We start from the raw sequence: 12,538 nt of genomic DNA, 5'->3' as shown, positions 1-12,538 counted from the left end.
CAGAGATGGCAACGGAATATATTCAACTGAAGCAGGATGATCAGCAGCGAATTAACCAGGAAGCAAGCCAATTAATCCAGAAAGTATCGCAGACGGATGTTGTTCAGCTAGATCTGTTAATGGATGATATCGGCAAACTGGGTGTCAAAACGCAAGAAAAAGCGGGTCAAACGCTAAAAATGCTGGACCGACCTGTTAATGATCTGATGTCTGGTAATCGGGCAGAAGTGTCAACGATGATCTTGAAGCTACGTGATGAGTGCGAAAGCTTGCAACAGAGCAAAAATGTGAGTTTTGTAGGACGGTTACTGCGCAAAAGCCCACTGAAAAACTATGTCTATCGCTACCAGTCTGTCAGAACCAACATTGATAGTATCATTAATGGGTTAAGAGATGGTAAGGACAATCTGGAAGAAAGCATTGTAAGCATGCGTCAGTTAAAACGCTCTTCGATTCAGGAAATCTATAACTTGCAAACCAAAATTGCTTTTGGTAATCAGTTGAAGGAACTATTCGAGGCGGAGATTGCCAAGCCGGAAAATGAGAACCGCAAGGCTCACTTGGAGCGCGGATTGCGAAAGGTTGTTACGCGTACACAATCCATGACCGAGATGATTATGCTCTATAATCAGGCGATTGCGGCTACCGATATTATTAATGATAACAATGATAAACTGATTGATTCCGTAAACAATGCGATTGATAAAACAGCCAATCTGATCACGGTATCCGCCATGATTGCAATGGCATTGAATGATCAGGAGAAGGTTATCTCGGCTGTGGAAGCCACCAATAGAACGATTGAAGAACAGTTCAAGGAGAATGCAAGATTGCTGCGAACCACGACCGAAAAGACAAATGATCTGTTAGCCAAACCGGCGATGTCGATGGAATCGGTTAATCAGGCTATTGGAGATTTGATGTCAGCTCTGGATCTCTCGGAGCAGTCGAATCGCCGTATTATTGAAAGTTGCAATGATTATACAGCCAAGATGACTGCGCTCAATGCTGGCATGAGTGAACGGTTAGGCCTGGAAGCTCCCAAAGCCGGCAGTATCCAGACTAAAAAGCAACCGGATGCGAATGCGTTAAGCTCTTATCTGGATTAGTTCGGTGCCTATATAAGTTGAACTAGAGAGTTTACACAGTCCACTCCGATGACAGAAGAACCTGGAGAGTAGCGGTTATCCCCAGATTTTTTGGATTTCCTTTCACAAAGGTAAAAATCCGGTGATAAAGGCGAGCGCTTCGCTTTTCCAGGTTTTTTCTGTCCTCTCCGTTAATGTATAAAAGAATAGTTCAATTTATATAGCTTCTAGTAAGTCAGTTCATATATTAATCATAATATAAGCAAAAAGAGAGGCGCCGTGGCGTCTCTTTTTGTTTTTCTGTAGTTGCATCGATGAGAAGAAACTCTCAAGTCCGAAATTGGCACAGGTTTATTCCAATCTCATGCGGACGATACTGGGCATACATTGAAGTTTGTTGGCATACACTGTGAACATGTACATCTTCATCGTGAAGGGGGCAGGGCATGTTATCTCTCATTATTGCCGGTATCGTGGGTGTTCTGATCGTCGTAGCTAGCAGTGAAAAAGCAGAGTCTATTGCGGAATTAAATGAACGTTAATATGCTATATTTTCCGGGGAGTCTTTGATAAAATTAAGGCAAACCTTGGAAGTCGAAGAAGGAGCCGCCTAACATGCTGGAGTTTACTTTCGAAATCATTGATGAGGCCAAAATTAACATTCAATACAAGTATGGTAGTCAGTTTTTCAACTTTAATCTGTTCTGTTCCAATGGAGAATGGAAGCTGCATCCGTTTGATGGCATTCTGATTGAGAACCGGGAGATGTGTCGTCTGGTCGTTTCGGATCTGTTACAAAACAAGGATTTTCATGTGATGCTTGCCAAAGAAAAAATCGTATTATCGCGTCTGCGAACCACGGTTAATCTACAATCAGATGATTCGGAAGAGTTCGAGAGGGATCATCGGTGGGATCATCGGTCATCACAGAACGATGAGTTAATGGATTACATAGAGAATCATAGTTTTGAAGAGGTGCTTGAACTGGAGAAACAGCAACTGGGTGCAAGGGTGGACTTTTTTCAACAGATCATTCAGAGAATGTTTATGGAGGGAATCGGGCCTGAAGATCCTGACTTTCGCAAGGTTCAGTCTCTCATTAAAATTTATAAAGATACCATAGAAAGTCTGGGTGATATTAACGGTCATCAATCTGGAGATCATCCGCGTAAGAGATGGTAGAACCCGATGTTAATTAACTTGGATTCGCTAAAATTTCAATATGCCTGAAAAGAAGTTAACAAGCCCAGGAACACTTGGGCTTTTTTCTATTATTAAAATGTTGAACGTATTGTCATCGACTTGTCTTTTTTATGAAATGGACCAAACTTTAGGGTGGGTTCGTTTGTTGAGTAGGTATAGGGATCATGATATGGGAGGTTAGAAGATGAGTAATCCACATCTAGAAGAAACAAGTCTGGAAGAGGCGCATTTATATGAGGAGCTTCGTCGTGCACTGGAAGACGTGCCGCAAGGGAAAGAACGGGAGCAAGTGATGCAGCGAATGATTCGTCAGTTAAAGTCCGCCAACTGGCGCAATGGACGTTTGAATGGGGTCAAAAAGTATTGGAGAGACGCTAGACCGGTTAAGTTATGGATATGGATTGCTGCCGGAGCGCTGGCTCCCGTTGTATTTTTCTGCTTATTTATCTGGGCATCCCTTTGGGTGGAGTGAAGCGCAAGATGTGGTCGATGAAGAAGTGTTGATAGAGCACGTGTAAAGATGCAATATAATATTAATATTCTGGTAACAACGTCCTATGAATAAATTTAATAAAGTAGGTTTAGATTAGGATGTTCATAATGACCTTTTACTCATTTATGGGCGTTGTTATACACGATATGTATTAGATGATCTATAATGATTCTACTTCTTTGGAAAATGCAGGATAGATTCAATCCTATACGTTTATACCAAAAAGAGCCTGATGGAGTATCGGGCTCTTACGCAGGGTCAAGCTGGTGACATTATATTCTATTTAGAGGATTTGATCGCATCAGGTACTGAACCGGTTTTTACCGTATACGTATCATAATCAACCATTGCAAAAATTTCCTGATCTTTGTGTCCTTGTACATACCCTGTCAGTGAAACCGTATGAGATAGATCCGCGGGGATGAACTTATGATCTGTAAACACAACGTCAATGCCGTAGGTTTCTTTGAAATAAGCCAAGCTTACTTCCTCGGCCTTTTGGATAATCTCCTTTTTTTCGCTGGACATACAACCTAATAAAGTAAGTGCAACCGTGCCTAGTATTAGAAAAAGAAATAATGACTTTTTCAATATTTCACCTCATATTCCTAATGTTGTCGTTAGATATTGTGCATTATACAACTTCTTCTAAATTGAGAAAAGGGTGATTTGATTGAATTCTTACAAGCCGGACGAATTATATATGAAAATATCAGAACTTGCTTATACGAATGTCCCTGCTGGAAGAAGTAATGTTTTAGATAAGGATGAATATAAAGATTGGACTACAGTCGAACCTGATGGTGCAGAATTGCATAGAAAGTATTCAGGATTTGATGCAGTTGTACTTGAGAATCCAAAAACGAATCAAGTAATTATAGGTTATCGTGGTACAGAACCAGGAGGTAATGTTACTGATATGGCTGCGGATTGGGAAACAGATGCCTTCGATGTTTTAGGTGGCAGAACTAGAAGACTCGAAGATGCAGTAACTGACCCGGAACGCCATAACATTTTTAAAAATAGTCCCTTCAAACTTCTTATGGATAAAATGTCTTGGGAGAACAATCAGTTTCACCAAGCTGAGGAACTATATGAGGTGGTACAGAAGACATATCCTGACTCAGATATTACGGTGACAGGTCATTCTCTTGGTGGTGGCTTAGCTCAATATGTTGCCGCTCGGAATGATGTATCCGGGATGACCTACAGTGCCCCAAGTGTGATGAATCTGCTGGATGATGCCAGCATTGCCAAGGTTAACGAAGGATACTTCGATAACAAAATACTTAATGTTGTTCATCCTAATGACTCTGTAGGTGCGGGCGGATTAGTCGAATATGACAGACATGTCGGTGTTACCGTATATAAAGGGCAAGATTTCGAGTCGGCCAATGCGATGTATCAGGATTGGAAATTTCAGTTACAGCTGAAAATCCCGTTTCAACCTCTGGGGGCGGGATCACCGATGCTGGTGCATGATTTAAAACTCGGTTTTGATCTGGATAAACTGCAAATGGGCAACATTGTCAGAATCATGGATTCCTTTTCCAAGGATGAGGGGAAAGGATATCACTCCATGAAACAATATAGTTTTGATGAACAAGGGAATTTGATTAGTCCATTAATTGATCGGAAAACAGGTGCTACCCTGGATATCTCTCCAAGATGGACTGCACACCAAGAGGCTCTTGCTGCCTTCTCTAAAATTACCTCAGGAGCAGTAGGCACACTGATAACAGCTATTGCTGGGAATCAAGGGGGACTAGGCGGAGGAAAGATACAATTAACACCGGAAGAGTTAGCACAGTCTGCTCGTGAAATGAGAATGAGTCTAACTGGGTTTTCCAGTGATGCGCAAGCTTCGATTCAGATGTTTCAGACGCATATTTCCACAAGCGAAAGTCAGTCTTTTACCCCAATTGCGTATAACGCGACAGCGACTCTGCAACGGATCAATCGTTGGTACCAGGAATCGATTAGTGAGATTGCAGATTACATTGAGCGTAAGCGAGAAGATTTTGTCATTGCAGACCAGCAGTAAAGCACAAGGCATCTTATTCAGACTAACAGGAGGAAGGACATGGGCAGAATTTCCGTATCCTTATCAGACTTAAGAAGAGCAGTTCAGCAATGTGAACAGTTACAACAACGGCTTATGCAACAGGAACAGAAAATGCGAACGATCCATGGAAGATTAAAGCAGGATTGGGTAGGGGTATCGGCAACCGAATTAACCTCCAAAATGCAGTCTTTTGTAGAAGGAGCCTCCACTAAACTTGCCGAACTTGAAGCCCATAAAGAGGAACTCAAACGATATATTCGTAAGATGGAGGAAGCAGATCGGGAAGATCGCAGAGCAAGACGAATGCCTCAATAACTATAGATATGACGATAACGAAGAAATAGTTAGAATCGGCAGATCAAAGGCTCCGAGTCTAACTATTTATAATATATGTGGCTGGCCTGAGATAAAGGAGGCTTGTTATTACTTATTCATCACCTTGACCTGACCTTGTACATATTCATGGTAGTCACGAAAACTGTTGATGTGTTGCAGGGCATCTGTCTTCGCAGACTGGATTTTAATTTTTCCGGACGGAGGATTGTTTTTCATTTCGGTGACTGCATTTTTGGAGCCCTCAATATCTCCTGACATTTCCTGAATTCGTTGTAACAAAGCAGGGTGGCCTTCATATTGGAGCATCTCGGCGAGTGGTCTCATCTCTTCAAGTTTTTGACTTGAACGCTCCAGCGTTGTCATGACCTGATCGCCATCCGTGTTGACGCTCAGAGAAACCATGCGATGGATATGATCTTTCTCCATTCTTTCCAGAGCTTCCAGGTGAGAAGCTTCTAACCGTTTGGGATCTCCCCAGCTTCGGGTTTGTTGTTCGTTCGTGTTCGTTTGCTCGGCAGTAGGCATGTTATTGCTGTTGTTGCCGTTACCGCATCCCCAAACTAGAGATGTACATGCCAGAATCGCTCCAATAGCAACGATGCGTTTTAAACTCATGTTGTCACTCCTTCAATATTTTCCTGAAGGTAGTATGAGCTATTTTTTCCAAAAACATGCCTGACTTTTAAGGATACATCCCTATTCGGAATGATTAGGACGTAACAATGCTAGGCATCGATTTTCAAGCACAGGTTAAACAAGGAGGAAGGTCAAATATGAGGATTTATAAAAATCCAATCTGGAGATGGACGACTATTCTTCTGTATCCCGCCATTATTTTCATTTTTCAGAGCTGGGGTCCTATCTTAAACTCATGGACGATTCCAATCTTATTTGCGGCTATATTTTGCTTTCTCTGGAGTGATGTGAAGGACATGCTGGCTTCGACAACATTAACATGGGTCGTGGCTATTCCAATATGGTGGTACTTTGTGGAGCGACCAAAGCCATCGTTTGGTGCTGAACATTTTGCCGCTCATCTGTGGTTAATTATTCTGGTGTATATTGTCTTTGTGTTTATCCCACAACTTATGATTCTTGTTACTCGATTACGAGTGATGGACTATTATTGGAAGTGAGCCGGGATAGGAGAGGAGAGGGTAAAATGAAGGTGATCAAACGCATTAACAAGCCGTATCTGATCTTCCTGATATGGAATGTGCTCATGGTTTTTGCCGTAGATGGAATGACGATCAAGCATGAAATGGGTAAAGGTGTATCTGGGAATGGCAATTTGGGCATTCTTGCTTTATTTCCATCCGTGCTTACTTTTCTGATCTTATGTTTCTGGACGGCATATGTCACGAAATGGTGGTTCTATGACCAACGCGAGTACTGGGGCAAATGGGGCAATGCGGCGGTCAGTATTGTTGCTGCAGCGTTGTGTGTATTATCTGTCTTCTGGGAAATCTACATCTTTGAAGACCTGCGTGTGCAGCTAAACGGTTATACACATGACCCAGAATCGGCAGTGTATCGTTTTGGCTGGCTGAACCAATATACGAATACGCTATACTACAACTTTCCGATTTTACTGTTTGGCGTATCCTTTGCAGTCATCATCGGTTGGGTGCTGGAGCTAGTGCAGCGTTTACGCTCGAAGTCTTGATGGCAACATTTTTTACGATGAAAAAAATGATGTCTAAAAGCCCTGCTGCTGAACATGTTTTGTTATCAGCAGCAGGGTTTCTTCCTTTACACTTTCCTCTTATATTTCCCAGTATACGGAATCGTCAGGTGGATATTTAAAGTTTCAATGGAATCCTCCGTGAGAATGAGGTTTTCCCCATCCCCGGATAACTTGTGCCACAGTTTCGGGTTTTTGCGATACAGTTTTTCTTGTAGTCCGTATACATCGACTCCCCGTTTTAATCCATTTCGATAGGTTTCCATGATCTGCTCTTTAAGCGTATCCACGCTTACTTGGGTCATTTCGTCATATGTCATGGGGACGAGATATTCATACAGTGCAGTCAGATATTTGGCATCAATCCGAAAGGTAACTTTCTCTCCTCGGATGATCGGTTCTATTTTTATTGTGGGCAGTCCAACACTGAGTGCCCCATAGATTACACCGTTTTTTTGAACCAATAGAGGAGCCCGGCGCATACCTTTAATCAACCAGTGATAGCCAGACAATTCGTCTCGCGACAAAAAATTGAACTTTTCACCCATCCTTTCAAAATAAGCTCCTTCAATTAGAAACAAGTCATGTTCCTTTTTATTTTGCAGCCATAAGTCCTTGTTTAAGGCAATGACAGGCAGATACGTCGTGGTTGCGGGATCATTGTGCTTGGCAATCAGTTCGAAGCTGAGTACAGGTGCAAACAGTGAATTTTCCATGTAGCTGGGCAACGGATTGTGCAGGATGCTGTCCAGTGGAGACAAGTTGTAGATTGAAGCGGTGCTCAGTATGTCCAGCAAAGGCTCTCGCGTACCGTATACCCATGTCGTATATCGTGCTTCCGGAAATCGTCCGAGCATGTCAAAAACGTCCTTGATGTGTTGGTTATTCAGCACGCTCTCTGCCATGACGATGGCTGTCACATGCCCCCAAGCAATGTGGAGCTGAGATGCACGCCATAACTCGTTCATGGCAAGACTCATCGTTTTCCCTTGAGCATGTCCGACCCAGATCGGAGGGGATTCGGATGATTTCCCTGAATTATCCGTTTTGGCTATACTTGAAAAATCAAGAGTTTGCACGTAGATATGATACATGCCGTCCTTATATTCAATGCCAATGGCCTTGGCATAATCCACCTGCTGAATCTCATATGCACTCCAACATCCGGTGGTCATGATGCAAAGCAAAAGACTCAACAAACTTAATAACCAGCGTTGTAACCAGCACGGTAGTAAGTTGCTCATCGACCTTTGCCATCCTTACGCGGTTTTTGTGTCTCCAGGTAGACAGGTCTACGTTTTCCCAAACCCGTCGGGACTTTGAACAGAGAGGCAATGGCTTGTTTGAAATTCAGCGGTGTTAAGGGTGTAAGATATGGGATTCCAAACGATTTTAAGTCCGTCAGATAGATTAGAAAAAGGATCATGGACAGAATGAACCCGTAAATTCCCAGTGTCGCTCCCAAGATAAAGCAAAGGAAGCGCAAAATGAGTATAGAACTGGTCATGACTTGATTGACAATGGTTGCTCCAGCTACAACGGTAACGGCGATGACGACAATCATGAGCGGAGAGACCATACCGGCCCGAATGGCTGCATCTCCGATAATCAGACCACCGACGACGGTTAGCGTCTGTCCAATGGCGCTGGGCAAACGGACGCCGGCTTCCCGGAACAGCTCCATAAGCAGCATAATGAGAAACATCTCAATGCCAGACTCCATAGGAAGCCCCATGCGACCGACAGATATCGTTGCGACGAGGGGAAACGGAATTTGATCCATATGGAAAGAAGTCAGCGCGATATAGAAACCGGGCAAAAATATAGTGACAAATAGACCGATGAATCGGAGCAAGCGCCCCATATTCACCGGAAGGAAGGGGAAGCTGGCATCCTCTGGTGATTTGAGCAACAGAAACAGGTTTACAGGCCCGATAATTACACTGGGATTACCGTCTACAATCAGAACGAAGCGGCCACTCATCAAGCATTCCGATGCAAAATCAGGTCGACCCGTGTAATGCGTTAAGGGAAACAAGGTGATCTTGGCAGGTGAGAGCAACTCTTCCAGATCATTCGCTGTCATAAGACGTTCGGTTTGAATGGTATGGAGACGATGTTTTATATCCTTGATCAACGCTGGATTGGCGATGTTTTTCATATACATCAGAGCCACTTTGGTTGCTGAACGTGATCCGATGAGTTCGATACTGCATGCAAGTTCGGCCGTACGCAACCGGCTGCGAATCAAGGATACATTGACAGCAAGTGGTTCAATAAAACCATCCCTTGCTCCGCGGATCGAGACTTCTGTCGTCGACTCTTCTGGTGTCCGTGTAGCCATATTGGAGATATCGATGCTCCACATGGTCTGCAGGGAGGGGAGGCCTAGGAGCAGATGCCCTTCAAAAACACGAAGGGAGATCAGTTCCGTTCCATACTGCGCATCATCAAGGTCAACGCTGTTCCATTGCAGGTTAATATTTTTTTCAATGTCAGACTTGCGTATGAAATGTGTGATCTCGTAGGTTCGCTTCATTTCCGGCAAGATGATGTCATGGATAATTTGTGTATCGACCATGCCGCTGCAATAAGCGACAATCAGCTTCATCTGTCCGTCACCAAGCCGGTGGCTGTCGATAATAACATCATCGGAGCCTGCAAAAAAAGTTTCCAGATGATGCTGATCGATACGGAACGGTCTAGTCCCTGGACGGGTTGGTTTCGTTCGCGGCGTTTGAGCCATGAGCAGGAGCCTCCTTGTCCTTTTTATGAATAAGAGCGGCCAGTGTCAAAAGAGTGGTAATGATTGCCACGTAAGAGAGCATGGCTGGAAATTGAATGTGATCGACATAATAATCAACGTAATCAATGCGCCACCACTGAATGGCCAAAGCGCACATGATCAGCGTGAGACAGAGGATGGTAATGTAGCGTTTCTTAGGTCTGCGGATATCCAGCAGATCAACAATCAGGTACATGGAGATGGCAACACGTGCAAATGAACCACTGAGCCATTGGTAGATCGAGAGAAAATCAACGTGCTGAAACAGTTTGCCGATATTGACGAGTTTCCATTGTTCATATGGACTATTCCGCTGTTTCGCCGCTTCTTCTGGCCCGAATTCAACAATGGCTCCGAGTGTAGGCCCCAGCGCCATGCTGATCATGAAGAGGCCAAGCAACAACACATGCCACCAGCGTAGTTTGCTTTTAATGTCATGTTGAAAGAGCATCAACACCCAGATCTCCATGAGTCCCGCTAGAGAGTAGATCATTCCTCGGATGACGGGAGTCCAGCCATGTTCCATAATGGGGAAGAGCTGACTGTAATCTTTGTATTTCATATTGGCTGACATAACAAAGTAGCCAAGCAGAATGACCAGAGGTAATAAAATACTGGATGTCATTGCAATCGAACGAATGCCTTTGGCTGCTGACCAGGCAGCAACCAGAGCACCTCCACCAGCCAGCACATAGGTCGGTGTAAAAGGGAGATAGGTGGATACCGTCCAGTTGGTGGTTTCATATAAGGTGTGTGTCCCAAGCGAGAAGAGCAACAAGACCGCAGTAATGCGAAAGATCCAGGAGGGAACGACGCCAAACTCACGCGTGATCCAATCGGTCAAGCGCTGTCCGCGAATACGGCGGATAATGATGTACATCATACCCAGGAACAGCATGAACAATGGCGCTGCAGCGAGAACAGAGAGCCAGCCATCTCTTCCGGCCACATCCAGAATGGCGGGGACAGACAAGACGTGACAGACCAGCCCGGCACTGAGCAAAATAATGGAGATGGATAACCAGATGGTGATCTGCCCTTTTTCCTGATCCATGTCCATCCCCTCCCATTTCGATGTGTTTTCGTTAGATTGTACAGTCTATGAGAAAATGATTCGTTTTTCAGATTTTTTCACAGAAAAATCAGCCCGAGATGGACGGAGGGGAAAGAAAGCTATAACATATACGATATAAGGAATAGGTCAAGGTAAGAGGTATAAGGGATGAGAAGTGAAGTGTGAGGTATAAGGTAGGTATCGTGTGTACGGCATAAGTAGTAAGCCATAAGGTATGGAGTGTAAGGCATAAGATAGGTATCGAGTATAAGGAATGAGCTACCTATCAGATTATGCAGGATGAGGATATTCGGGGAGGATTCAGAGTTTAGGAGTAATTTTGAATCGATTGTAGGTTTAGGGGGCACTCGCTCACCACTTAAATATTCTAACGATCTCAGATGAGCTTATTTAATCGAAATGGGGAGTTCTGGAATTCTAACGATCACCAGAAGCCTTATTTTGCTGAAAAGACAAGATTAACGCCCATTTTTGAACCAATTCTCCGAAATAAGGTCTCCTGAGATCGTTAGAATATAAAAAGGTGTGATATTGCTCAAATAGCGTTCCTGGTGATCGTTAGAGAATGATAGCATCAGTATCCACTTACTCACTCGCATCGGTGTCCCTGTCCGCGCTTGCTGCAGTATCCGCATCCGCTTCAACAGAGTATGGACAAGCAATTGCATCACCCAACATCGCTATGTAGCACTCAATATCACTATCGATCAATCAATCAAATTCACTATGGATCACTCAAGAACAGGGAGGAAACTTGCGATGACACAATCAACTAAATCACCTGAAGAAATTAAAGTAGGCTTTATTGGAACAGGCGTTATGGGAAAAAGCATGGCTGGTCACATTCAGCGTGCAGGCTATCCGCTTCATGTATACACGCGCACTGCCGCCAAGGCAGAAGCGCTCGTGAAAGAAGGAGCTGTTTGGCATGGAACGCCTGCAGAACTGGCTGCTGCTTGTGATGTGATCATCACCATGGTCGGTTATCCCAAGGATGTCGAGGAGATTTATCTCGGGGAAGGCGGGCTTGTTGCTCATGCCAAATCAGGTTCAACCCTGATTGACATGACCACTTCCAGCCCGCTGCTGGCTGCGCGCATCGCCGAAGCTGCGGAAGCCAAAGGTTTGCATGCCCTGGACGCGCCTGTATCCGGCGGCGATATCGGCGCACGGGACGGCAGGCTGTCCATTATGGTGGGTGGTGACGCGCAAGCTTTTGAAGCGGTGCGTCCGATCTTTGAGCAGATGGGCACCAATATTGTGCTGCAAGGCAAGCCCGGCGCCGGGCAGCATACCAAAATGTGCAACCAGATTGCCATCGCCTCTGGCATGCTCGGCGTATGCGAAGCACTCGCCTATGCCAAGACGTCGGGACTGGACGCGGAGAATGTGCTGAAGAGTATCGCGACCGGTGCAGCCGGAAGCTGGTCCCTCAGCAACCTGGGTCCGCGCATGATCGCAGGCGATTATGAGCCTGGATTCTATGTGAAACATTTTATCAAAGACATGGGGATTGCACTGGAGTCTGCTCAAGCGATGGGCATGAACACACCGGGACTGGCTCTGGCGGAATCGCTCTATCAGGAAATATCGAAGAATGGCTTGGATGAGAAAGGTACACAAGTGCTGTATACGTACTATCTCCAGGCTTAGAAGATGAACATGGGAAGACAGCAGCGGACTCTTTTGATTAGGGAAAAGGGGATGCTGCTTTTTCTTTATATTTTGGAATTGAAGGGAACTTCATATGGATTTGAAATGAACTTGATAGGGATTTGATATGGACTTATTATGGACTTGATGTGCGTC

At 44.5% G+C, this 12,538-nt stretch carries 14 protein-coding genes; 9 read left to right on the top strand and 5 right to left on the bottom strand.

Annotated elements, in window-relative coordinates; genetic code table 11:
- Positions 1–5 precede the first annotated feature (5 nt).
- The 3 genes from J2T16_RS25785 (at position 6) to J2T16_RS25775 (ending at position 2,763) form a co-directional block, all read left to right on the top strand.
- On the top strand, positions 6–1,109 hold the full coding sequence (locus J2T16_RS25785) for a toxic anion resistance protein (RefSeq protein WP_090917612.1): 1,104 nt from the start codon (positions 6–8) through the stop codon (positions 1,107–1,109).
- A 594-nt stretch (positions 1,110–1,703) separates the two neighbouring features.
- Positions 1,704–2,270 carry a hypothetical protein gene (locus tag J2T16_RS25780; protein WP_499019586.1) on the top strand — a complete coding sequence of 189 codons (567 nt, stop codon included), beginning with the start codon at positions 1,704–1,706 and terminating at the stop codon, positions 2,268–2,270.
- Positions 2,271–2,475: 205 nt separating this feature from the next.
- Positions 2,476–2,763 carry a hypothetical protein gene (locus J2T16_RS25775; protein WP_154891235.1) on the top strand — a complete coding sequence of 96 codons (288 nt, stop codon included), beginning with the start codon at positions 2,476–2,478 and terminating at the stop codon, positions 2,761–2,763.
- A 300-nt stretch (positions 2,764–3,063) separates the two neighbouring features.
- Here the strand turns inward: J2T16_RS25775 and J2T16_RS25770 are convergent, their stop codons facing one another.
- Positions 3,064–3,312: a DUF1433 domain-containing protein gene (locus J2T16_RS25770; protein WP_154891236.1), complete on the bottom strand. Its 249-nt coding sequence runs from the start codon at positions 3,310–3,312 to the stop codon at positions 3,064–3,066.
- A gap of 175 nt (positions 3,313–3,487) precedes the next feature.
- On the opposite strand from J2T16_RS25770, the gene J2T16_RS25765 reads away from it, so the two are divergent.
- Together J2T16_RS25765 and J2T16_RS25760 are read left to right on the top strand one after the other, a co-directional pair.
- A complete protein-coding gene (locus J2T16_RS25765) occupies positions 3,488–4,828 on the top strand; it encodes a lipase family protein (RefSeq protein ID WP_499019583.1) in 1,341 nt (446 codons plus the stop codon).
- Between the two features lie 39 nt (positions 4,829–4,867).
- On the top strand, positions 4,868–5,164 hold the full coding sequence (locus J2T16_RS25760) for a WXG100 family type VII secretion target (RefSeq protein WP_336121011.1): 297 nt from the start codon (positions 4,868–4,870) through the stop codon (positions 5,162–5,164).
- Between the two features lie 108 nt (positions 5,165–5,272).
- Here the strand turns inward: J2T16_RS25760 and J2T16_RS25755 are convergent, their stop codons facing one another.
- Positions 5,273–5,800, bottom strand: a complete 528-nt coding sequence (locus tag J2T16_RS25755) for a hypothetical protein (RefSeq protein ID WP_308722339.1) — start codon at positions 5,798–5,800, stop codon at positions 5,273–5,275.
- Between the two features lie 158 nt (positions 5,801–5,958).
- Here J2T16_RS25755 and J2T16_RS25750 point away from each other — a divergent pair, with 158 nt between their 5' ends.
- Together J2T16_RS25750 and J2T16_RS25745 are read left to right on the top strand one after the other, a co-directional pair.
- The gene (locus tag J2T16_RS25750) at positions 5,959–6,321 is read left to right on the top strand and encodes a hypothetical protein (RefSeq protein WP_154959764.1); all 363 of its coding nucleotides are present in this window, start codon (positions 5,959–5,961) and stop codon (positions 6,319–6,321) included.
- 26 nt (positions 6,322–6,347) lie between these two features.
- Positions 6,348–6,851 carry a hypothetical protein gene (locus J2T16_RS25745; protein ID WP_154959765.1) on the top strand — a complete coding sequence of 168 codons (504 nt, stop codon included), beginning with the start codon at positions 6,348–6,350 and terminating at the stop codon, positions 6,849–6,851.
- Positions 6,852–6,937: 86 nt separating this feature from the next.
- Here J2T16_RS25745 and J2T16_RS25740 read toward each other — a convergent pair whose 3' ends face one another.
- From J2T16_RS25740 to J2T16_RS25730, 3 genes are read right to left on the bottom strand one after another with little or no spacing between them, the layout of a single operon-like run.
- Entirely contained in the window at positions 6,938–8,113 is a 1,176-nt protein-coding gene (locus tag J2T16_RS25740; protein ID WP_308722340.1) for a Ger(x)C family spore germination protein, read from the bottom strand.
- The gene (locus J2T16_RS25735) at positions 8,110–9,615 is read right to left on the bottom strand and encodes a spore germination protein (protein ID WP_499019579.1); all 1,506 of its coding nucleotides are present in this window, start codon (positions 9,613–9,615) and stop codon (positions 8,110–8,112) included. Before J2T16_RS25735 ends, J2T16_RS25740 begins: the two co-directional genes overlap by 4 nt.
- On the bottom strand, positions 9,572–10,708 hold the full coding sequence (locus J2T16_RS25730; protein WP_499019576.1) for a GerAB/ArcD/ProY family transporter: 1,137 nt from the start codon (positions 10,706–10,708) through the stop codon (positions 9,572–9,574). The genes J2T16_RS25735 and J2T16_RS25730 overlap by 44 nt, the downstream gene beginning before the upstream one ends.
- Positions 10,709–11,294: 586 nt before the next feature.
- Between J2T16_RS25730 and J2T16_RS25725 the strand changes: the two genes are divergently transcribed.
- Positions 11,295–11,417, top strand: coding sequence for a hypothetical protein (locus J2T16_RS25725; RefSeq protein ID WP_499019574.1), 123 nt, complete (start codon positions 11,295–11,297; stop codon positions 11,415–11,417).
- Positions 11,418–11,455: 38 nt separating this feature from the next.
- Positions 11,456–12,382 (top strand): NAD(P)-dependent oxidoreductase, encoded by a 927-nt coding sequence (locus J2T16_RS25720; RefSeq protein WP_308722342.1) that lies wholly within the window; start codon positions 11,456–11,458, stop codon positions 12,380–12,382.
- Positions 12,383–12,538 lie beyond the last annotated feature (156 nt).

Source organism: Paenibacillus intestini (assembly GCF_030803945.1).
Lineage (GTDB): Bacteria > Bacillota > Bacilli > Paenibacillales > Paenibacillaceae > Paenibacillus > Paenibacillus polysaccharolyticus.
This window is presented reverse-complemented; position numbering and strand designations above follow the sequence as displayed.